This is a genomic window from Hephaestia sp. MAHUQ-44 (assembly GCF_023806085.1).
Lineage (GTDB): Bacteria > Pseudomonadota > Alphaproteobacteria > Sphingomonadales > Sphingomonadaceae > Sphingomonas.
On sequence record NZ_JAMSLX010000005.1, the window covers coordinates 259551 to 282594 of the forward strand.

Below are 23044 nucleotides of genomic sequence, written 5' to 3' on the forward strand. Positions count from 1 at the left end.
CGCGTGCCGCGGGAAATGCGGACTTTCGTCGAGTGGTTCAACGCCACGACACCCGGCGGGTCGAAGCCGCTACCGGCGATCACCCGAGCCGGAACGCCCACCTCTGGTTCGGGTCGGTCCATCCCTTCGAGGACGGGAACGGACGCATCGGCCGCGCGATCGCGGAGAAGGCGCTCGCACAGACCATCGAAGCACCGACGCTCAGGGCGCTCGCCGAAACGATCAACCGCCCCGCAAGGATTATTACGCTCAATTGCAGCACGCCAGCCACTCCAACCACATCGACGGTTGGCTGGCGTGGTTCGCGGATATCGTTCTGGAAGCACAGCAACGGACTCTCGCTCGCATCCGTTTCCTGATCGACAAGACCCGCCTGCTCGAGGGCCTGCGAGGCCGGATCAACGAACGGCAGCAAAAAGCGCTGATCCGCATGTTCGCCGAGGGACCCGACGGTTTTGAAGGCGGCCTGAGCGCGCACAATTATCGCACGATTACCGGCGCCACGCGATCTGACGGAACTTGTAACTCTCGGCGCGCTACGCCGTGAAGGTGAGCGAAAAGCGACGCGCTACCATCTCGTGACGTAGCTGAGTGGGTTAGGTTGGCCGTATTCGAGTTCAAATGCAGACAGGTCCACCAGCCCATTCGGTTGCCTTAGCACTCCAAAACTGCTCCGCAAGTTACCCTTGCTTTATAGCTATATACGTTTCTCCATTTCCAATTATGAACGCCGAGCTGTCCACCAGCGATTTCGCTTGGGCAGAAGCGCCCTCTCGAAAATTGTGTTGGTCGTTGCCCTGCGCGCGCCAATATCCAAAGCCTTGATCGAACAGCAGAACGGCGCTCGATCCGTCATCATAGATGATAGTCAACTTGCGAGCATGCGGAGCCCCGCCGTCGTCGTATTGAATATCAAATCCAAAGTAATCGGCCACGGCAAAAACGATATCGGCGCGAGCATCGTCATCCGGCCAATTATCGCGAAGTCGATGGCATCCGTTTCGATAACGGTCCTCTCCGATGCGAGATGTCGCAATCGATAGACGAAGCACGGCATCTTTTGGAGCGAGGGCATCGCGCAGCCCGACCACCGTTCGCATCAACAAGGTCAGCGGCAGGGGCGCTTTGAGATAACGATCGGAATAGGTAAGCTCGACAAGCTTACCCGGCTTCCATAATCCAATGGCGTCGAGCTCGTCCTTGAGAACCCTGTTCACAAGCCCGACCCCAAATTGCCGCAGGGGCCGTCCGGGATCATTCGTAAGTATCTTTACCCGATCGCCGATCCGAGGTTTGCGTTCGAGTAGTTCAGGATCAACTGCTTCCACGATCGGCTGCGTGGTCAATGGAGCGCTGACGACCGGGTGGAGGCTGCCGATACCCCATCCTTCGCGAAGAAGCGTCGCTGACTGATCACGCGAAAACCAACCAACGACCCCATTGGGATTCTCGATCGCTGCGATCAGACTGGCGCCGTTTGGCATCGGGGAAACAGCGCCTATTCCAAGCTCGAAACGATGGCGCTGCGCCAGGTTACGAAGACCAAATCGCTGCGCCTCATCGAGATCGCCAATGACCGGTGCAGGTAGGGCAATTCGGACTGTGCTGCCCTTTCTTTCCGCGTCGGCGAAAAGTGCGACAAACGGATGCTTCGCTAAGGCGCTGAGATCGGGGACGTCGTTAGCGAATATCGTGGCGACTGATCCGGGGCCGAGACGGCGAGCCAGCGCGTCCGCGACAGGCGGGCTGAGTGCAGAGTCCGGCGCGACAACGTCGCCGTCTTCGGGGTTTGCCAGCGCTGCCAAAAGCGGAGCGAGAAATGCGCGAGCAGCTTGCCGGTCGATGATTTCCTGTTGGGCATAGAGATCAGTGACCAATACACAGGCGGAGCACCCTCGCTGACAGTCGAGCTTGCATGTGAGCACCCCATTTGCCTCACGCAGCAAACCCGTTAGATCATCAAGTATCCGGGGCGAATATCCAGCTCCGCCAGAAGCCAGATCATAAAGAAAGATCGAGTGCGTAAACGTTCCCAACGCGGTCTGCCGTGGGGCAACGGAAAGCCCAAGTTCGCGCGTTTCAACGCCCAGCCGGCGCGACAAGGCTTCGCGCAACGCAGAGGCGAGCGCCCACGCGGCTCCAGGATCTTCCAGATCTGCCGGTTGCAATTCAGCCACATCGGTAAGCACTTCATGGCCGAGCGCCAGCGGGCGGGTGATTGCGTAGGTTTTGTCATTTCCCGCACAACGACCAGCTTCGCCTTTCGGCGGCATCAGCGCCGTATGACCGGACAATGCGTCTTCGTTCTCTTCCGCCGCGCGCCCGCAATCCAGACACACGCGATAGCCGCTGCCGGAAGTTCCCAAGGAATAGTGGAACACCAGGCCGTCACCAGTTGCCCGAACCCTACCCAAGGCGGGATCGAGCAATGGCTCCCAGCGGGCAAGATGGGCGGACACACGCGGTGGCTGTGGTTCAATATAGCGCACCTGATCGGTTTCAGCGTGGGGTTGACTGTTCCAATCTACGCGAAAACCGGCTGGCTCAAGGAATTGAAGAGAAGTGATTTTTGCAGAACCACAAGCCGGGCATTCATTCGCCATGCGCCTGTCGCAGCCCGCCTCGCCGCAGTCGCCGCAGAGCCACGACCAGCGGATGTCCTCGATGTCGCTGGCCTTTTCATTCGCCGGCCGCTGCCAGTTGAGTTGAACTCCCGCCGAGGTCCAAACCAATCCATCGACGACCACTTCGGCGCCGGGAGCATACTCACGGATGGCGATGTCGGCGTTACGGCTCGGGTAATCGTATCGGCGATTTCTTCTCGTCTCGCCGCCCTCTTCATCGTCGCGTTTCCGTTCGCGCGTCTGAGCTTCCCGACAATCAGTGATGAACGGAACGACCGCCGTGGGAAATCCGTGCCCCGGCAATAAAGAGCGATTGGCAAGCTCTCGCAGCAAAAACTCGCGGCACATTCGCCTTACAGTGTTTTCGATGCTCTTGCGTGCGGCCTCCGCAACATCCTTCGCTTGGTCGCGTAACGCCTGCCATTGTCGTCCGAAATCGTCACGAGCGACTTCAAACATCCGCGCGGTTTCGTCCGGCAAGCCCGGCATGCTCTCGAGAGCAGTTCCACGGACCAGTCGAGAGATCGCACCCGATACGGCCTTCCTAGTGCTCGGTTGCTTGAGCCATCTGCAAAATTGGATTCCGGGGGCATTGGGATCGGGTTCGATTCCCAACCCTTGCGGGAAGCCGAAAAAATCGCCAGCGCGGGTCTTCGTAAGTTCGCCCGCTGCTTCAGCGAACCAGCGCGCCAGTAACAGCGCGTTGACGTGACGTTGAACAATCCGCTCCGAATCAAGCTTGATCTTGGGAGCGCGCAGTTTGCGGATAAGATAGCCAGCCGGATCGCGAAACGCTTCTCGTTCGAGCGGCGTGTTGCGCGCGAATGTTAATGACGAAGCAAATCCTTGCCCACGACGGCCAGCGCGGCCCACTCGCTGGCGATAATTGGCAATCGAGGGTGGAACGTTCGTGTTGAGCACCGATTCAATCGAGCCGATGTCAACGCCCATTTCCATCGTAGTCGAACAGGCCAGCAGGTTAATCTTTCCGGTCTTGAACTCGTTCTCGAACGCCCGAAGCCGATACGGTGGTTGCTGCGCCGAATGTTCTTCGGCTCGAATATAGGGAGCAAACGTGGCCGCGCGATCATGGAGATTTCCCCACACGCCCCGCGCGCGAAGGGCCGCGATTTCGGCGTCTCGTTCCACGAATGCGGCGAGTTCGTTTCGTTCAGCGTCATTTGAGGGAAATGACAGGGGCAGCCGCGGCAACAAAATCTGCTGAGGCAAGCCTGCGGCTCTACCAAAACCTCGCAGTGAATAAGGAGTTCGGCCGAATACCAGCCGTGGCAAAATGCGATTGGTCACTGGGCATAACCAGGCTTCTCGAACGGGCGACAGAGCCGCTCGATCGAGGCTCAACTGGTAGGTCGAGCCGGCGCCTTTCAGCAGCGGCCGCAGTTGGTCCCACGCTTTTTGCAGTATTTCATTGATATCGGCGCGATCCTGCGGCTGCCCCGCATCCAAGTTGAGCCCGGTCTCGATCGCCAAAACTGCATTGGACTTGGCTCCATGCAGATCTGCCCCCCTGAGGAACGGCCAAACGCGATCAGTGAGATTACGGCGATCCTCATTTGGCCCAACGATCTCTCTCACGCGCGAATGCCGAGGAAGCAGCCAACGCTGGTCGGCACGATCGATGGTCAGAACAAAGTAGTTCCTGATGATGGTATCGATCAAGAAATATTGGAAGTCCTTCCAATCCGATAGCGTTCGCCCCACGCGTCGTAGTTGCTCCGGGACCTGTGTCTCGCGCAGCGTCTCAATCGGGGGAAAAATCAGTTTGGCGAGACCAAGAGTCTCGATTGCGTTCGCTCGCCGCGGGCGGCGGGCGAGTTCGCGGAGAAGCAGGAAATTCGCAAGCGACTCGCGGTCTTTGGCAAAGCGGGCGTCGCGATCCTCATCCCACACGGCGCCGATCCAGTTCTTCACCATCGGCTCGGCGGCGAGCCCCCGCACTGCTTTGCGCCAAGGGATCGGGGCGACCGCAGAAGTGCCTTCCAACGCAACCTCGGTTTCCGAAATGAGCTGATCGAATGTCGGATCGCCCGCGTGTGGCTTAAGTTTGGCAAGTCGGCGCTCAAGTTCGGCTCGCTGCTCCAGATCTGTTTCGGCGGAACCCGCGCCCTGTTGAACAGCATGATAAACCCACGCCCGGACAAATCCCCGCTCGGCCATCGTCTCGATATTAGCCGCAAATCGAGCCGTGCCTTGGCGGCTGTCAGTGAACGACAGCAGGCGTCGCCCGTCGGCCGGCAGCTCCTCAGCAGTGCTCGACACCCCTGCGACCCCCTCGAGCATCGTCGGGGCTGCATTCTGGATCAAAAAGGGGGCGCCAAAGCGAAAGGGCCAGATCGGCGAAGGACGGTCTTTATGGTGGGCGGCGCCGCAGCGGGGGCACCCATCATCGGCATCAGCTTTGCTGGCCTGAATCGGGCTTCCCGCATCTCGTCGCTCGGGCAAAGTGCCGGTCTTCAAGTCGACCGAAAGCGTGAGTAGGCTATTACTGTCGCAAGGTCGAGTAGCGATAAGACGCAGAGGCCCACTCGAAACAGCCGGCACTTGCTCGTCCGGCTCTCCATCCTCTTCCGAGTCCAATTCGCGGGCACTGGCGGCCGCAAACTCGTCCCGATCTTGCTTGCTCGAAACCGGCAGCAGCGCATTGCCTCCGTTGATCGCTTGCAACCAGGGCTCGCCACATTCCCGGCAGGATACAATCTCGAATTGAGGTGAGTGGCAGTGGGGGCATCGGTCCTCGTCTTCAAATAGGATCGCGCCATAGGGCCACCCATCCGGTTTTCCTCCGGCGCACTCGGGGTTGAGACAAGACCAAAGTCCGGGAATGGCCCGAATGAACTTGTGCACGCGCATGGGCAGCAATGGCCCGCGGTCGTCCGACCGCGAAGCAGCCATTGAACCGAGCAACTCTACGGCGTCACGTTTATCGTTTGCAGCGAGCTTCTCGACTTCACTTACCGTCGCAGGTTTTTCTTCGAGCGTGCGAATGATCCTCTGGATCAACGGATCAGATGTCGAGCCCGAACCGTCAAACGTCACCGTGGCGGGTTTGCCCATGATGACTTCAACTTGCGATTCCGCAACGCCAGCAAGGTCCGCCAGGAATTTACGAAGATCGAGTTCTGCCCCTTCGCCTTCGCCGATCGTGGCCGACGTAGCCACAAAGCGGACCTGAGCAGGATCGACGCTGAACGCCTCCATCACACGTCGCAGAAGCAGGGCGACTTCTGCTGCTGCGGACCCGACATAGCTATGCGCCTCGTCGATGATGATCCATCGCAGCTTACCTTGCGACGCTTCGACAATAGGCCGATCCGCCCGGCGGATCGTCATATATTCGAGCATCGTATTGTTGGTGACCAGAATGGGCGGCGGATCGTCCCTAAGCGTCGTGCGATAGATCACCTGCTCGGGCCTATCGCGGACGGCCTGTTCACATTCTGATTCGCGCGCGTCCCCCATGAGCCCGTTGTAGAGGGCGAACCGAATATCGCCGTGGAAGGGCCGCACCCAGCGTTTGAGCCGCTCCTCCTGGCTGGCGATCAGGGCATTGAGCGGATAAAGCATGAGCGCATGCACACCGGTGAGCCTGCCCCCTTTCCGATCCACCTCGCGGGCGAGATCATCAAGCATAGGCACGAGGAAACATTCCGTTTTGCCTGAACCGGTGCCGCTGGAGACCAGCACCGAGCGGCGCTCGGGTCTACTCAACGCCCGCCATGATTCTAACTGATGTTGATAGGCAGGGTGTGTAAATCGATAATCATCGCCTTCTTCGCCGTCAGTGAGGGCGGCGACAAGTCGGGAATGAAGGAGAGAACCCTCCAAGTCGCGCGGCGTCTTTCCCGATGTTTCATAGCCCGATGCGGCTTCTATGGTGGGTTCGGCGAATAGCGAACCCCCGGCCACATCGGTTCCCGCCAGCCGCTCGCGCAGAAAAGCGTTAAGAGCTTCATGCCGGATGCCTCCTTGCGCGATCACCGCTTCCGTCACGCGCGAGCGCAATCGTGCGTCGATATCGAGCGGCGTGGGACGATGAATTTGCGCTGGATCCGCCTCGGCCATTTACATCTCCTTGAGCGCAGCCGCGAAACCTTCGCGAAACCAATGAGGATGGCGCCTTGCTATGTCCTTGACAGCCATAAGCTCGGGCGCATCGAGTTCGGTCTTTCCCCGAGCAGCCAAAGCCGCCACGAGCGGCGCGTCGAGCGAGCGCCAAAATTGCTCGTCGTAGCGCCAGGCGGGTAAGTCTGAATCGTGCCGCGAGCGAAAAGGATTTGGGTTCTTGGCGGCGATACGATCGCCCGAACGGTTCAAGAATGAATTGACCGCTACATCGAGCGGACATTTCGGCACCGACTGCTCCAACAATGGCGCCAATATGGGTTCCAGCAGCGACAGCTCTGTGCGTGTCTCGCCTATCGTTCCTGCAACGAGCTGAAACTCGTCGGGGAGGCGATCGAACAGATAGTCGGCCTGGGCTTTTGCTGCAGCGTTCCAGTGCATCTTTGGCACCAACCACCATGCGAAAGGCAAACCCTCGGCCAGTCGCAACAGCGGCTCCAACTCGTCCCGCCGCGCCTGAAACAACATAAGCGTCGCGATCTCTGGATATTGGGGCAACAGGAGCAACGCGTCGAACGTCCCCGGCGGGAGCCCGTCCAGCGAAAGGGTGAGGTCGATGAGCTGTCTGATGAGCGCGCGAGCGCTCCCGCTCGTCGGCTCTGCCGCCGCTTGGGAGAATAGGAGTTCCAAAGCGGCTTGACGGTCGGATTTGGCCGCCACGCTCATCGCACGCCCAAGAGGGTTTTGCGCCTGATTGTCGATTAAACCGGCCATGAGGCGCGGTGCGCTCAGCACCCGATCGTCGGCTCGCAGGTAAATCAGCGCATCGCCATACTGACGCGGGAGGACGATCGGATGATGGTTGATGCTGTCGAGCAGATCATATCGTCCCAAGTCATGCTCGCGGGTTGGGTCATGAATCGCTCGTCGAACGATTCGCGCGCCCTCTTCTGCAACAGCCGGATTGGGAACCAGGCCACCGCGCTCGTCGCTGAGTTCGTGCTCGAACTCGCCGACAAACCAATAGTCCTCATTCGCGTCGTTGAAATTCAGCTGAATCGTGGTCCGCAGTTTGCCGCTTGGACGCAGGAGAGCGGCGAGATCGTCGCGAACCGTCGATAGCGGCATTTCGCCATCAACCCACCATCGGACATGCCCCTGAGGCACCGGGCGGCGGTTCTCATCGAGAAGGTCAGCCATCAGCTCGCAACGTTGGGCAGTTCGCGCGACATACCGGTTGATTACCGACAGAGAGAGACGCGCTCCCTGCCTTGTAGGTCCTTCTGTCCAGCTTTCGATCCATGCTTGGTGGCGCAGGGGAATGACGATATCGAAGGCATCGCCGCCGGCCGTGCGCAGGGTTACGACGAAGCGCGAACGCGTGTCGCCCTTGGCGTGAAGGCGCCAACACTTTGGGCCGTGAGGTATGCCGTCGTGAGCGGAAGCTCCATCAAGCCAGCCGACAATGGATATCTCCTGTTGATTGCCGACGACCGCGTGGCGAACATCAAAGCCATCCGGTAACACCACTACATCTCGACGATCTCGGATGTGGCCCGTGCGTTGATCGCGCCAGGCAAACTCGCATCGGCCGAGTTCCGCGCCGGAAACCCCCGGCCGCCAGCCGCTGGTTCCGGCGGGCCTCCAGAAGAGCTCGTCACGACCTGCACTTCTGGAGCGCGCTCGCTCTTCAACAAGCGCCGATGGTTTTCCAACGATCAACACGCTCGTCGGATCGGCCAATCCGAACGAGCAATTGCTTGCATGCACAATCAGCCGATCGCGGGTCGCAGCCTTTTGGCCGGCGCGCAGCAAATAGCAGTCGCCACGCGCGTTCGTGACGACCGCCGCGCCGGAAACCTTCGCCATTGTCCGCTCGGCGGATTTCCCCGCCGTAAACGGCTCGCAGGCAGCGCCATCCCCGTGCGCCTCGACCGACCAGCTTGCCGGCGTATCCACCACCAGCGCTTCGTCGCGAAAAGCGCCGCTGGCCGAACCGATCTGTCTGAGCCTGATCGCCTCTTCGGTCTCGCACTCGATCACGTAAACCCGAAGATCACCAGTGACAGCGTCGCCGCCCGCCATCACAAAGGGCATTCCAACGCGCTGCCCGTCACCGCGGAGCTCGGCGGCGATCGGGACACTTGCGGGCACGGCGAAGTCCGTCCTGTGGATTGACGGACGCGCGCGCCAGGCTCCGTCTTCGTCTGGATCGGCAACCGCCAGTTCGCCAACCACATGCTGGGCGAACGAGCCGGAGGGATATAGCCGCAGCCGACTCCAATCCGCCGCCAGATTGCCCGGAATCGCCTTGCCGTCCAGCAGCCCTGCAAGTTCGAGCGTGATGCCCTCCTGCCGGCCATCGGGTCCGATCTCAAGCCAACGATAGCATTTGACCGCATCATACCCACCGCGGAGGACAACGGTGCGCATGAGGCCGTCGATCAGTGTCCGGCCTGCTTCCGAGCCGACCGACAGCGGGAGCTCGTCGCGCCAGCCTGGCAGATGCTCATCCAGCCACGGGCTGACGAGGGCGCCGGCCGGCACGCCATCGGCTTCCGCGAGTTGCCGAAGGCGCACGACCTCCGTCGCGAGTTCGGCGGAAACGATCCGCATCCCCTCGTTTTGCCAGGTCGGCGGCACCATCTCGATCAGCCGCTCGGCAACCGCCTTGGCGGCATCGAAGTCAGGCAGAGGGTTGGCAGCCAGCGTCCCCACCAGGGTTTCCAAATAACGTTGCGCCCAGCCGCCCTGTGTGCGCTCGAGTGCCGCGACAGGGAATCCACCCTGCCGCGCTATCGCGGCAAGACGGTGATGCGTGCCGTTGAGACGCAGGGGCTCGAGGCGCCAGAACCGCATTCCTTCGTCGGTCAGGTCGCGCCAATGCCGCCATTCGCAGGGAGCGCCGAGTTCCGCATTCAGCGCCTCCCAATTCAGCCCCGTTCCGTTGTAGCAGCGCCTGAACCATTCGGCGGCCCACAACACGAATTGCCCCGCGAGGTCGCGGCTTGGCGCTACCGAAAGCGCCGCGCGGCGCTCGCACAACCGCTCTTTGAGCGCACGAAAGCCGTCTTCCGAAATTCCATATCGATAGAGAGGCCGGCCATCGATTGCTTCGATGCTTAGGTCCGTCAGCCAGCTGGCGACAGGTGCAGGATGGCGCGGGGCGCTCCGAATCCACCCTTGAGCCGCCTTTGCGACAACCAGCCTCGAAATCGTCACCAGCCGCAACCGTAGGGCCTTGGGCGTGCCAATGACGCGCAGCTCCTCGGCAATCCTGCCGAGCTCTGCGGGATCACCTTCCGCAGCGGCGATTCTGCGCCGGAACTCCCCCACGTCCACCCTTCGCTTCCCCCAAGCGAACTTAGCATCCCCGGTTAGGAAGCAACCATAAACAGTCCATTGAAGTCAAAGAATAATACGTTCCCGCCTCGAAGCGACGGCCTATTCCGCCGGCTCGCCCGCGCCGAGTTTTGCCGCGACGTTGCGGAACTTCTCCAGCGCGAGTTCCAGGCTCGCCACGATCTCCACCGCGACTTCCTCAGGCGGGGGCAGGCTGTCGGGATCGGTGGCGCTGGCGTCCTTGAGCCAGAAGATGTCGAGGTTGAGCTTGTCGCGCTTCGCCAGCTCTTCGTAGGCGAAGCAGCGGAAGCGCTCGCTCTCGGTGCGTTCGTGGCGTTTGTGCTTGGCGCCATAGCACTGAACGAAATCGTCGAGGTCAGCGCGTTTCAACGGGCGCTCGCGCAGCGTGAAGCGCTGGTTGGTGCGCAGGTCATAGACCCACAGCGCCTCGGTATTCACTCGATCGCCCGGCGGCGCGCGGTCGAAGAACAGCACGTTGGCCTTCACGCCCTGGCTGTAGAAGATGCCGGTGGGCAGGCGCAGCAGGGTGTGGAAATCGAAATCCTTGAGCAGCTTGCGGCGCAGCGCCTCGCCCGCCCCGCCTTCGAACAGCACGTTGTCCGGCAACACCACCGCGGCGGACGATGTGGTGATCGTCATGATGTGCTGGAGGAAATTGAGCTGCTTGTTGCCCGTGGTGACGGTGAAATCCTCGCGGACATAATCCTGCCGCTCGGTCTCGATCGCCCCTTCCGCATTGACGATGCGGAACGACTGGCGCTTCCCGAACGGCGGATTGGTTAGCACCAGATCGTAGCGGCCGCCGTCGTCAGCGATCAGCGCGTCGCCCTGCTGCACAGGCGAGTGCGCGCCGCCGATGCCGTGCAGATAAAGGTTCATCGCGCACAGCCGCACGACCTCGGACACGATGTCCTTGCCCGACAGCATCTCTTCCTTGAGTCGGCGCGCCGTCCGTTTGTCGTTTGCTGCGGGCTTGGCGCGCATATGCTCATAGGCGGAGAGCAGGAAGCCGCCGGTGCCGCAGGCGGGGTCGTGGATCGACTCGTTGGGCTCCGGGTCCATCACCTCGACGATTGCGTCGATCAGCGGGCGCGGGGTGAAATACTGGCCGGCGCCGGACTTCACCTCGCCGGCGTTGCGCTCGAGCAGCCCCTCGTAGATCGTGCCCTTCACATCGACGTCGAGCCCCATCCAGGTCTCGGCGTCGATCAGCTGAATCAGGCGCTGGAGCCGCGCGGGATCGCCGATCTTGCTCTCGGCCTTGAGGAACAAGGTGCCGACGATGTCGTCGCGCTTCGAAAGCTTGGCGAGCACCTCCTTGTAATGCGCGTCGAGCGCGGCGCCGGAGAGCGCGCGCAGGCTGTCCCAATTGCAATCCACCGGGATCGCCGAGGGCTCGCCGAGCGCCCCGGCGCGCTCCTTGTCCATCTTGAGAAACAGGAGGAAGCTGATCTGGCCGAGATAATCGCCATAGGAGACGCCCTCGTCACGCAGCACGTGCGCATAGTTCCAGACCTTCGAGACGAGCACCTGTTCGTTCACTGGACGAGTTCTCCACGGAAGGCGGCGGCGAGGATGGATTGGCGGAGGGTGCTCGCGTCTGTTTCCTCCAGCGCCTCCTTCATATCGATATGACCCAGCCAGCCTGCGTCGATTCGCGACATCATTTCATCCAATTCGAGTCGAGGCGGCAGCGGGATAGCCAGTGCACGCAGCGAATCCTGGGAGATATTCCGCATCGACAGCTGATTTCCCGTCGCCGCTGCTTCGATTTGCTTCCGGCCCAGCGGAGACTTGAGCACATAATAAACCCACCGCTTCACCGTCTCATCCACATGAAGCCGAAGCACCTTATCGCTAATCACCAGGCGCCTGCCGATATGTCCGACGATCGCAGGTGCTCCAACAAGCTCCAAGGTGTTTGCACGCGAGAGCAGCAGATCACCGGGTCGGATCAGGTTCGCCTCCCGGATCGCCGTATCAGCGAACAGGGTTTTGCTCTCCGTCTCATCAAATTCATCCCAAGTGACGGCGCTGATTTTGACGATGCCGGTCTCACCGGGTTCTGGCGGGCGTCCTTGCGCTTTCACGTTCAGACCGGCTTCAATGTGAGTCATCAATTGGCCGAGCGTTGCCCAGGCCCAACTTTCGGACAATGTCGGTAGTATCGCAGGATCGGCCGAGGACGTTCGGCCAGAACGTGGCCGGCGGCGTCCCTCTGGCGGTTCGCGGTTCGCCCGGAGCTGGGAGAGGAACGCTGTGCCGTCGCCTTCCGGGGCGTTACCTTCCCGCCAATCCGCCGTCAGTTCGCCGGTGACGGCAGCCTTGAGCAGGGCCTTGCGGTAGGTTTCCAGATCGGCGCGCGCCCGCGCCAGTTCCTCCTCGCCATCGTCGAGTTCGGAAAACAGCTCGTCGATGCGCGCGACGATGCGGCGCTGGGTTTCGGACGGAGGCACCGGAATCGAGGCATTGCGTAGATAGTCCAGCGGCACACGCTTCTGGCCCGCCGTGCCGGTCATGTTGAACTCAGCTTCTTGCCGGAATTGGCGCTGCGACAGCCAATAGAACAGAAACCGCGCCTCGACGCGTTCGGGTGCCAGCACATGAAACTCCGTCGATCCCGTGCCGAAGGACGACCGGAGTTCCGGGATGACGGCGATTTTGCCATTCTCCATGCAGGGCGTGATTTTGGCGAAGATCACGTCACCGGACTGAAACCGCGTATATCCCTTGCGCACCTCGACAGCGGGTCGAGACTGACTGACATCGATCTTACCGGACTCTTCGGCAACCGCCGCCATCGGCACGAATGCCATTGGTTCGTCATCGCTGGTGCTGCCGAATTTTCGTTTGGGATTGACCGGCGCGACATCTTCGATGCGCTCCCATCGCCATCCTCCGGGCAAGGCCCATGGCTTGCCGCCCGCAATCGAACCCTTCACCTACGCCACCAACGCCGTCGTCAGCTCATCCACCACCGCATCCAGCCGCCCCGGAAAGGCCGCACGCGCGGCGATGATGCCACCGCGGCGTTCGAATTGCGGCAGCTCCTGCAAGTCCCTCAGCGGCAGCTCGATATTGGCGGCGAGGTGGTCGCGGATCGCCTCCAGCCAGCCGAGCTGCGCCTGGCTGTAGTCGCGCCCGGCCTGCTTCTCGCGGCCCAGCCACAGGTTGAAGCGGCCGGCCATCTCGCTCGATAGCGGCGCGAGCGTCTCCGCCTGGCCGATCGCGAAGCGGACCAGCGCGACGATATCCGTCAATGCCTTGGCGGGATTGCCGCGCACCTTGTCCCCCTGGAGTCTGCGATACGCGCTCCATAGCTCCAGCGGCTGCAAAAGCCATGGGGGGCGGAGCATCGCGGCGCGCAATTCCTCCAGGCTGGCATAAGTGAGCCGCGCCTGCGCCGCCGGGCGGCCGAACAGAATCTGGAGCGCGACGATCTCGTCCTGCTGCTGGTCGAGAAACGCGCGGAAGCTGCTGGTCATGCGCTCCGCCGCGGCGGGATCGAACGCCGAGGAGATGACGGCGTCGCTCGACAGATTGTCGATCACCAATTCGCTGGCGCGCTTGAGCTCGATTAGCAGGGTGCGCAGACTCGGCTTGTCGAACGGGCGCAACGCCTCTTCGCGCTGCCGTCGGCCTTCTGCTTCGGGGTCGCTCGCGAAGGTAATACAATCATAGTCGAGCGCATCGACCAGCGCGCCGGCGAGCTCGTTGAGCGAGCGCCCCTCCGCCGCCTCGATCACCTTCTGCCGATCTTCGGGCGTGAGCTTGCGGTCGAGCGCCGAAAGGCGATGCGCGAGGCTGGAGACGGTGTCCTCATCGCTGGCGCCCGATGCGACATTCTCCAGCAGCTTGTCGAACGAGACCTGGCGCTGGCGCTCGAGCGGCTGCGTGACGGTCTTGTCGCTTTCGGTCACGCCCACCGCGTCGATCAGCACGAAGCGTTCCTTGGCCGGAGCATCCGGCGTCACGCGCGCGAGGTCGCCCGCCGGGATCGAGCGCACGCCGCGGCCGCGCATCTGCTCGAAATAGATCGCCGAGCGCACGTCGCGCATGAAGATCAGCGCCTCGATCGGCTTCACGTCGGTGCCGGTGGCGATCATATCCACCGTCACCGCGATGCGCGGCAGATATTCGGTGCGGAACTGGGCGAGAATCTTCTCGGGCTCGGTGGCGGCGTAGGTGATCTTCTTGGCGAAATCGTTGCCCTTGCCGAACACCTCGCGCGCGATCATCACGATCTCCTCGGCGTGGTGATCGTCCTTGGCGAAGATCAGCGTCTTGGGCACCTCGGCGCGGCCGGGGAACAGTTCGGTCGACAGCGTGTCGCGATAGGTTTCCAGCACGGTGCGTATCTGGTTGGGGACGACGACCGAGCGATCGAGATCGGCGCCCGAATAGACGAGATCGTCGTCGAGCTGCTCGTAACGCTGCCGACGGGTGTGGCGATCGCGGTGCGGCACGCTGTAGCCGGCGGACACGCGCCCGCCATGCTCGCCGATCTGGGTGCGGATGCGGAAAATCTCGAACGGCACGTTGACGCCGTCGGCGACCGACCGCTCGTAAGGATATTCGGCGACCAGGTTGCGGTTGAAGAAGCCGAGCGTCACCGGCGACGGCGTCGCGGTGAGGCCGATGATCTGCGCGTCGAAATAATCGAGCACCTGACGCCAGCTGCCGTAGATCGAACGATGACATTCGTCGACGATGATGAAATCGAACGTCTCCGGCGGGAGGCGGGGATTGTAGATTACCGGGCGCGTGGGCGCGTGCGCGGTCTCAAAATCGCCCTGCTCCTCGTCGTCCTCGTCGAGCTCGGTGCCGGCAAGCTGCGAAAAGACGCGCTGAATCGTCGAGATGACCACCTTGGCCGGCGGATCGAGCCCGGCGGGGCCGAGCCGTTGGACGTTGTAAAGCTCGGTGAACAGGCGGCCGGTGCCCGGCGGGCGATAAGTCTGGAACTCCTTGAGCGTCTGCCGGCCGAGGTTGTTGCGATCGACCAGGAACAGGATGCGTTTGGCGTCGGCGTGCGCCAGCAGCCGGTAGCAAAGCGTCGCCGCGGTAAAGGTCTTGCCCGCACCGGTCGCCATCTGGACCAGCGAGCGCGGCTGCCCCTGCGCCAGCGAATGCTCGATGCCGTCGATCGCCTCGACCTGACACTCGCGCAGGCCGTCAGCGATGAGCGACGGCAGTCCGGTCAGGCGGGCGCGCACGCTCGATGCGCGTTCTAGCCATTCGAGCATGGTTTCGGGCCGGTGGAAGGCGAATAGCGGCCGCGAACGCTGGTCAGGATCGAGGCGGTCCGAGAAAAGAATTTCCGAGCCGCTGGCTTCGTAATCGAACCGCAGCGGCATCCCCCAATTCGCCAGCGCGTCGGATGCGCCGGCATTGTAGCCCACCGCCTGATCGGTCACGCCCGAGAGCGTGAACCCTTCCTTCTTGGCCTCGACCACGCCGCACGCTTTGCTATCCACCAGCAGCAGATAATCGGTCGGCCCGGCGGCGAGCGGATATTCCCGCACCGCCACGCCGAGTGACGCACGGCGATCGAGCTGATCGCGATCCTGGATGGCCCAGCCCGACGCCATGAGCTGGGCATCGATCAATTTTCGCGCGCGTTGTTCAGGCGTCGGCATGGCGCGACACTAGCGCCAAGTTCCCATGCGGCAAGCGTTTGCGGGCATTGCCCATTTATTCGCTGCGGAGCACCTGGATGGCGAACTCTGCCCCTGTGAATGGCTCCTGTATCCGAACCCGCCCCAAATCAGCATCACCCGGATGCGTCGGATAGCAGGCTCCTACGACTTCTCTCTTCCGAGCTGGCTGAACCGCGACCTTAATATGCAAGCTCAGCCGTATCCAGATTTCTCACGGCTTTTGAAATTCCGGGCAATTTCGAGGAGTTCGACTTATTGCACCCAATTGACTCGTTTCGGCTGCGCGCCGATGAAGCGCCCATGACCGCGTCGACCACCAGCGTCATCATGCCGAACGCCCTCTCGGGTGCGCATCGTTGCGCCATGCTCTTTTACGCCCTGCTGCTGCGCCCTAACGCTTGAGCTGCGCCATGACAGATCGCTTCACCTTCCGACCATGACCGCAGCCCCGCCGATCCCGATCGACGGGGCTTTTTCATTTCTGGACACCCTTGATGCTTCTCACCATCACAACGACCCATCACCCGGCGACCGATCTCGGCTTTCTGCTGATGAAGAACCCGGCGAACGTCCAGACGGTCGATCTCAACATCGGGCGCGCTACCCTGTTCTACCCGGAGGCGTCGGCGGAGCGCTGCACGGCGGCGATGACGCTGGAGGTCGATCCGATCGAGCTGGTGCGCGGCAAGGGCGCGGTCGAGGAGCAATATGTCAACGATCGCCCCTATGCGGCCTCGTCGCTGCTGAGCGTCGCGCTCGGGCGGCTGCTGAACACCGCGATGTCTGGTCGTTCAAGGGATCGGCAAGCGCTCGCTGACACCGCCATCCCGCTGGAGGCCAGCATCACTCCCCTCCCCGCCCGCGGCGGCTCGGACATCGTGGAGCGTCTGTTCGCGCCACTCGGCTACAAAGTTCATGCCGAGCCGATCGCGCTCGACCCCACGCATCCCGATTGGGGCGAGAGCCCTTATGTCAGCCTGACGATCAAGGGCGAGGTGCGCTTGGCCGCATTGCTCACGCATCTGTTCGTGCTGATCCCGGTACTCGACAACCAGAAGCATTATTACATCGGCGAGGCCGAGGTGGAGAAGCTGCTGCGCAAGGGCGAAGGCTGGCTGGAAACCCATCCCGATCGCGAGCTGATCGTGCGGCGCTATCTCCGCTTCGGCAGCCTGATGCAGCGCGCCCGTGCCGCGCTCGAAGACCGCGTCGATGCCGAGCCGGCCGAGGAGCACGCCGCGCAGGATGCCGAGGAGCAGACGATCGAAAAACCGATCCGGCTCAATGATCAGCGCATGGAGCGGGTGACGTCGTTGTTACGCGAGCTTGGCGCTAAGACCGTGCTTGATCTCGGCTGCGGCGAAGGCCGGCTGATCCGCGAATTGCTCAAGGTCCCCGGCCTCAACCGTATCGTCGGCGTCGAGGTGGCGCCGCGCGTACTCGCGGCCGCGGATGACAAGCTGCGCCTCGAAAACATGCCCGACATGAAGCGGCAGCGAGTCGAGCTGCTCCAGGGCTCGCTGGTCTATCGCGACAGCCGGTTGCAGGGATTCGATGCGGCAGCCGTCATCGAAGTAATCGAACATATGGATGCCGAGCGGCTACCCGCATTCGAGGCGGCATTGTTCGGCTTCGCCAAGCCGGGCGCGGTGATCGTCACCACGCCCAATCGTGAGTTCAACGCTCTGTTCGAAACGCTCCCCGCAGATCGCTTCCGGCACCACGACCATCGCTTCGAATGGACTCGCGCCGAGTTCCGCCATTGGGCGGAGAGCGTCGCTCAAGCGCACGGCTATACGGTACGCTTCGAAGGTATCGGGATTGAGGATACGACCCACGGGCACCCCACCCAGGTGGTCGTGTTCACACGCGTCCAGGACGTGCAGGTGGCGGCATGAAGATCGAGATTCCCGAGTTCGCGCTTGTGTTGTTGGTCGGTGCGTCAGGCACTGGCAAGTCGAGTTTCGCGGCGAAGCATTTCCTGCCGACCGAGGTGATTTCCTCGGACCGCATGCGCGGCTGGGTGGCCGATGACGAGACCGATCAGAGCGCCACGGCCGATGCGTTCGATGTGCTCCACTACGTCGTCGAGAAGCGGCTCAAGGTACGCCGGTTCACCGTAATCGATGCGACCAACGTGCAACCCGAGGCGCGCCGCAGCCTGGTTGCTCTGGCGCGCAAATGGCACGCGCTCGCCGTCGCTATCGTGTTCGATCTGTCCGAGGCGCTTGCGGTCGCGCGGAATGCCGAGCGTCCCGATCGCCAGTTCGGTGCGGGACCGGTGCGCCGACAGATGCAAAGCCTCAAGCGCTCGCTGGGCAGCATGGGGCGTGAGGGCATCCGTTACATTCATCGGCTACGATCGGTCGAGGACGTTGACGCCGTCACGATCGATCGCACGCGCCTGTGGAATGACCAGCGCGAGGACGAGGGCCCGTTCGACATCATCGGCGACGTCCATGGCTGCGCCGATGAGCTCGAGACATTGCTGGCCGAGCTCGGCTATCAAGTGCATTGGGATGGGAAGGAGGTGTCGGTGACGCCTCCCGAGGGCCGCAAGGCCGTGTTCATCGGCGATCTGGTCGATCGTGGTCCGCGGTCGCCCGATGTCCTGCGTATCGCGCGGCACATGGTTGAAAATGGAAGCGCCCTCGCCGTGGTCGGGAACCACGATGCCAAGCTGCATCGGCATCTCGCTGGCCGCAACGTCAAGATCGGCCATGGCCTCGCCGAGACGATCGAACAGCTCGCGCAGGAGCCGCCGGAGTTCGTCGCCTCAATGCGCGACTGGCTCGATCGGCTCATCAGTCATTATGTCCTCGATGGCGGCAAGCTCGTTGTCGCGCACGCCGGTCTCAAGGAAGAGATGCAGGGCCGCGCATCGGGCCGCGTGCGCGAGTTTTGCATGTATGGCGAGACCACGGGCGAGATCGACGAGTTCGGCCTGCCGGTGCGCTTCGATTGGGCGGCCGATTACAAGGGCCGCGCCAAGGTCGTTTACGGGCACACGCCGGTGATCGAGGCCAATTGGGTCAACGGCACGATCGATATCGACACCGGCTGCGTGTTCGGCGGCAAGCTGACCGCGCTACGCTATCCCGAGCTTGAATTGGTCTCGGTGCCCGCAGCGAAAACCTATTACGAGCCGATCAGGCCACTGACCGAGCCGTCGCCGGCAACGGGTGAGACGGCATCGCGCCAGCTCGATATCGCGGACGTGCTGGGCAAGCAGATCATCGACACCCGCATCTACGGCAAGGTCATCGTACACGAGGACAATGCCGCGGCCGCGCTCGAAGTGATGAGCCGGCACGCCGTCGATCCACGCTGGCTGATCCACTTGCCTCCGACCATGTCGCCGGCGAAGACGAGCGCGCTCGACGGCTGGCTGGAGCGTCCCGAAGAAGCGTTCGCTTATTATGCGACGCAGGGAGTCACCACGCTCGTCGCCGAGGAGAAGCATATGGGCTCGCGAGGGCTCGTGCTGCTTGCGCGCACGCAGGAGGTCGCCGCGCGGCGTTTCGGGATCGAGGATGGCGGACGCGGGGTGATCGTCACGCGTACCGGTCGTCGCTTCTTCACCGATCCCGCGTTGGAGGCCGCCTCACTGCGTCGCTTGGATGCAGGGATGGAAGCGTCTGGTCTTTGGGGTGAGATCAACAGCGACTGGGTTTTGTGGGACTCCGAAATCCTTCCATGGAGCATGAAGGCCGGGAGTCTCGTGCGCGGGCAGTATGCAGCCGTCGGCGCTGCGGCGATCAGCGGCTTGGCTCCGCTGTCTAAGGCCCTCGACGTGGCGAAGACGCACGGTCTCGATGTCGCCGCACTCAAGGCAAGGACGGACGCGCGGCTTGACGACGCAACGCGCTATCGTGCCGCCTATAACCGCTATGTCGCGCCGTTCGCAGGGATCGATGACCTCCGCATCGCGCCTTTTCATCTGCTCGCCAGCGAAGGCCAAGTGCATGACGACAAGGATCATGGCTGGCACATGGTTGCCGCGCACCGGCTGGCTGCCGCCGACCCCGCATTGCTGTTGGCGACGCAATATCGCGTCATCAATATCGAGGATGCCCAGCAGGCGGCCGATGCAATCGCCTGGTGGGAAGAGATCACCGAGGCGGGGGGTGAGGGCATGGTGGTCAAACCGCTTCAGTTCATTGCACGTGGCCGCAAGGGGCTGCTCCAGCCTGCGATCAAATGCCGTGGCCGCGAATATTTGCGGATCATCTACGGCCCAGATTACGACCGACCGGAGAACCTCGCGCGCTTGAAGAAGCGCGGTCTTGGCACGAAACGCTCGATGGCGCTCCGTGAGTTCGCGCTCGGGCTGGAGGCGCTCCACCGCTTCGTCGAACACGCACCGCTCACGCGCGTGCATCAATGCGTGTTCGGCGTGCTGGCGATGGAGAGTGAGCCGGTCGATCCGAGGCTTTGATATCAACCTTTGAAAAGGGCGATTCGCGTCAACTTAGCTGCAACATCCATCAACCTTGGTTCTTTTCAAGATTGACCAAAATCCGCGATATTTGAGACCCGCCGTGAATAGCGGAATTTCCTGGAGCCGCGTCCAATCAGGACGCGGCTCCGCCGCAGCGCAGAAATCAAGCAGGCCATTGCGGGACCAATGTCACCAGCAGGTCGGCCGAAATCACGGACCAGCCTCTCCCCGCCAGATAATAGCCAACACCCGGAAACCCCCGCTCGATCGCCTCGGCCAGATGTCGGCGCTTCATGCCTACGCGGGGTCGTCGTATTGCTCCGACGGTAAACTCCGGGGGCATTCGCCCCATGTATATCTCGTGATGAGTGCAGAAGAGGCGCGCAGCCTCGTCGATACTGGCGGCAAATATCGTCGCTTCGAACCCCTCAATCGTCGCTGCTTCAAACGCTTTCATCAGGTCACCTCGTTGATTGTTGACGAGGTGACCGTGACAGCTTGATTCCCTGGACGCGGGTGGCTTCGTTACAGGACTACATTACCCATAGAAGCTTGTCTCGAAATGGTAATCCCGTTCGAGACAAAGTCTAGGATGGCGGCCACGACATTACCGACCGGGAAGTTGCCGCCACTATTTTCGGCCTGAGGGGATTAAATTTCCCGATCGGTAACATTTATATCGACAAAGCGGCATATAACTGATAATAACCCCGGTCGGGAATATGACGACAGCCCTTACTTCTCCGGCCGATCTCGGGGCCATCATCCGCGCTACCCGCAAGCAGCAGGGCTTACGCCAGGACGAGCTCGCCGGCGTGGCAGGGGTCGGCATCCGGTTCATCATCGAACTCGAGGCCGGCAAGCAGACCATGCAAGTCGGCAAGATCATGGCCGTGCTCGCTGCGCTCGGCCTCACACTCGCCGTCGAGAGCAGATGATCGACCGCACGCTCAAAGTGTGGTGGGACGACACCATCGCCGGGACACTCTCGCAGGATCGTCACGGCGATCTTGGCTTCGTGTATGACATCGAATGGCTACGCGCTGGCAAGCCGGCACTCTCCCGCTCGTTGCCACTGCGTGAGGAGCTGTTCAGTCGCGCCGAGTGTCGCCCCTTCTTCGGCGGTCTCCTGCCCGAAGCCGGCCAACGTGAACTGGCCGCCGGAGCGCTCGGTGTTTCGTCGGCCAATGAATTTGCCCTGCTCGACCGACTGGGGGGAGATGTTGCCGGTGCGCTGACGCTGCTTCCCGAAGGTCAGCAGCCACTACCGGCCGCAACGCGATACGATCCGAGACCACTGACGGAGCGTGACCTGACTCGCGTGCTCCGGCGCCTCCCCGCACGGCCATTACTCGCCGGAGAGCAAGGGCTGCGCCTCAGCCTTGCGGGAGCCCAGGCAAAGCTACCCGTCGTGCTATTGGACGGACAGCCGGCATTACCATCGCCGGGGCAGCCCACGACGCACATCATCAAGCCCGAGATCGAGCACTTCCCAGGATCGGTCGAGAACGAAGCCTTCTGCATGGCTTTGGCCGCGCGAGTGGGACTACCTGTTGCACACGCCGAGGCGCGGATCGCAGAGGACCGTCGCTACCTATTGGTGGAACGCTATGACCGACTGACTGGTGCGGATGGCCTTACCTTCCGCCTTCATCAGGAAGATGCCTGCCAGGCGCTTGGCGTGCCTCCAGAACGCAAATACGCCGCCGAGGGCGGACCATCGTTCCGTGATCTTTTTAGTCTGGTGAGAGACTATGTTCGGCAGCCAGCCCCAGCCGTGCTCAACCTGCTGGATGTCACGATCTTCAATCTGATCATCGGGAACGCGGACGCCCACGGGAAGAACTTTTCCTTCCTGCTCGACCATAGTGGGCCAAGGCTGGCGCCCTTCTACGATCTCCTCTCGACCATCCACTGGCCGGACCTCAGTCCACGTATGGCCATGCGTTTGGGAGGCGCCGGGACGATCAGTGAGATCGACGACGATGCATGGGCGAATTTCGCGGAGACGAGTAGAACGTCAATGCGTCTCGTTAGACAGAGGATAGAACGCATCTCTACACGTATCGTCAATTGCGTCCCGACGATCGGCGTTGCCGGCGACGTTGGAAGCGCCATTGTAGGAAGAGCAGAGCTTAGAGCCCGTCGCATTAAAGAGCTCTGATGAGGGTTGCGCGCACCGCGATTACGGTTAGGAAAGCGCCTCCTGTCGCCTTGAGCAAACGAATGTCGCAATCGGACCCCGCCCGGCTCGATAAGATTGAGCGCCTCCAGAACTTGCCTTACGACCAGCAATTGCAATGGGCCGCGCAGCTTGAAAATCCCTGAACGGGATGAGCCTTCCCGAGACCATCATCTTTAGAAAAGACGTAAACATCGTCGATGGCAACGTCACGAGGATGCCACGCCTCGGCGGCAGGCCTTGCTTTGGCAATCCGATTGCTTGGATCGTTCATGGTGTGGAACCTGCGCGCTGGGCGCGTGGACGGGTTGTTGAAACACGCTGCGGCAGGTGCAAGGCACGTGAAGGTTGCGAAAAGGTCGCAGAGGCACGTCTAGGCGTCACGCCGGAAATTGCTCAGGCGACGAGTCAGTTCAGGGCTGCGGGCGGCGCCCGAAGTTTGCGATCCGATCGACCAGAAACCGCCAGGCGAGTTTTGGGCCATTTGATCCAACTCTTGAAGGTCCGCGGACCATTCAACAGCATCAATGACGAATATGCACGTCAATGGCCTGCCGTTGAGCGGTAAGCGTGGCCTGGAGGCCGCGGTTCAGGCGGCTTGAGCGATGGGCTGATCGACAGGTGGCTGCCAATTCCATGGGAGCAGTTCGTCCCAGCGGGTGGCGGGCCAATCGGCTGCGATCTTGCTGAT

General features: G+C 61.9%; 12 protein-coding genes. 6 read left to right on the top strand and 6 right to left on the bottom strand.

The window, feature by feature from the left end; genetic code table 11:
* Window positions 1-32: 32 nt before the first annotated feature.
* Together NFE57_RS16755 and NFE57_RS16760 are read left to right on the top strand one after the other, a co-directional pair.
* Window positions 33-359 (top strand): Fic family protein, encoded by a 327-nt coding sequence (locus NFE57_RS16755; RefSeq protein WP_353653880.1) that lies wholly within the window; start codon window positions 33-35, stop codon window positions 357-359.
* Window positions 254-547 (top strand): hypothetical protein, encoded by a 294-nt coding sequence (locus NFE57_RS16760; RefSeq protein ID WP_353653881.1) that lies wholly within the window; start codon window positions 254-256, stop codon window positions 545-547. Before NFE57_RS16755 ends, NFE57_RS16760 begins: the two co-directional genes overlap by 106 nt.
* 133 nt (window positions 548-680) lie before the next feature.
* Here the strand turns inward: NFE57_RS16760 and NFE57_RS08000 are convergent, their stop codons facing one another.
* From NFE57_RS08000 to NFE57_RS08020, 5 genes are all read right to left on the bottom strand, one after another.
* The gene (locus tag NFE57_RS08000) at window positions 681-6707 is read right to left on the bottom strand and encodes a DEAD/DEAH box helicase (RefSeq protein ID WP_252135045.1); all 6027 of its coding nucleotides are present in this window, start codon (window positions 6705-6707) and stop codon (window positions 681-683) included.
* On the bottom strand, window positions 6708-10049 hold the full coding sequence (locus NFE57_RS08005; RefSeq protein ID WP_252135046.1) for an STY4851/ECs_5259 family protein: 3342 nt from the start codon (window positions 10047-10049) through the stop codon (window positions 6708-6710). It lies immediately after the preceding gene.
* A 102-nt stretch (window positions 10050-10151) separates the two neighbouring features.
* Window positions 10152-11612, bottom strand: a complete 1461-nt coding sequence (locus tag NFE57_RS08010) for a class I SAM-dependent DNA methyltransferase (protein ID WP_252135047.1) — start codon at window positions 11610-11612, stop codon at window positions 10152-10154.
* Window positions 11609-13012, bottom strand: a complete 1404-nt coding sequence (locus tag NFE57_RS08015; RefSeq protein ID WP_252135048.1) for a restriction endonuclease subunit S — start codon at window positions 13010-13012, stop codon at window positions 11609-11611. The genes NFE57_RS08010 and NFE57_RS08015 overlap by 4 nt, the downstream gene beginning before the upstream one ends.
* A complete protein-coding gene (locus tag NFE57_RS08020; RefSeq protein WP_252135049.1) occupies window positions 13013-15709 on the bottom strand; it encodes a type I restriction endonuclease subunit R in 2697 nt (898 codons plus the stop codon).
* A 515-nt stretch (window positions 15710-16224) separates the two neighbouring features.
* On the opposite strand from NFE57_RS08020, the gene NFE57_RS08025 reads away from it, so the two are divergent.
* Together NFE57_RS08025 and NFE57_RS08030 are read left to right on the top strand one after the other, a co-directional pair.
* Window positions 16225-17628: a 3' terminal RNA ribose 2'-O-methyltransferase Hen1 gene (locus tag NFE57_RS08025; protein ID WP_252135050.1), complete on the top strand. Its 1404-nt coding sequence runs from the start codon at window positions 16225-16227 to the stop codon at window positions 17626-17628.
* Window positions 17625-20168 carry a polynucleotide kinase-phosphatase gene (locus NFE57_RS08030; protein WP_252135051.1) on the top strand — a complete coding sequence of 848 codons (2544 nt, stop codon included), beginning with the start codon at window positions 17625-17627 and terminating at the stop codon, window positions 20166-20168. Before NFE57_RS08025 ends, NFE57_RS08030 begins: the two co-directional genes overlap by 4 nt.
* A 166-nt stretch (window positions 20169-20334) precedes the next feature.
* Here NFE57_RS08030 and NFE57_RS08035 read toward each other — a convergent pair whose 3' ends face one another.
* Window positions 20335-20628 carry a hypothetical protein gene (locus tag NFE57_RS08035; RefSeq protein ID WP_252135052.1) on the bottom strand — a complete coding sequence of 98 codons (294 nt, stop codon included), beginning with the start codon at window positions 20626-20628 and terminating at the stop codon, window positions 20335-20337.
* Between the two features lie 265 nt (window positions 20629-20893).
* Between NFE57_RS08035 and NFE57_RS08040 the strand changes: the two genes are divergently transcribed.
* Window positions 20894-21109, top strand: coding sequence for a type II toxin-antitoxin system Y4mF family antitoxin (locus NFE57_RS08040; RefSeq protein ID WP_252135053.1), 216 nt, complete (start codon window positions 20894-20896; stop codon window positions 21107-21109).
* Window positions 21106-22335, top strand: coding sequence for a type II toxin-antitoxin system HipA family toxin (locus tag NFE57_RS08045; RefSeq protein WP_252135054.1), 1230 nt, complete (start codon window positions 21106-21108; stop codon window positions 22333-22335). Before NFE57_RS08040 ends, NFE57_RS08045 begins: the two co-directional genes overlap by 4 nt.
* The last annotated feature ends 709 nt before the right edge of the window (window positions 22336-23044 follow it).

Coding starts and splice junctions, on each gene's coding strand:
- NFE57_RS08000 (WP_252135045.1), bottom strand. CDS start 6,707: ATGGCCGAGGCGGATCCAGCGCAAATTCATCGTCCCACGCCGCTCGAT.
- NFE57_RS08020 (WP_252135049.1), bottom strand. CDS start 15,709: ATGCCGACGCCTGAACAACGCGCGCGAAAATTGATCGATGCCCAGCTC.
- NFE57_RS08025 (WP_252135050.1), top strand. CDS start 16,225: ATGCTTCTCACCATCACAACGACCCATCACCCGGCGACCGATCTCGGC.
- NFE57_RS08030 (WP_252135051.1), top strand. CDS start 17,625: ATGAAGATCGAGATTCCCGAGTTCGCGCTTGTGTTGTTGGTCGGTGCG.
- NFE57_RS08035 (WP_252135052.1), bottom strand. CDS start 20,628: ATGAAAGCGTTTGAAGCAGCGACGATTGAGGGGTTCGAAGCGACGATA.
- NFE57_RS08040 (WP_252135053.1), top strand. CDS start 20,894: ATGACGACAGCCCTTACTTCTCCGGCCGATCTCGGGGCCATCATCCGC.
- NFE57_RS08045 (WP_252135054.1), top strand. CDS start 21,106: ATGATCGACCGCACGCTCAAAGTGTGGTGGGACGACACCATCGCCGGG.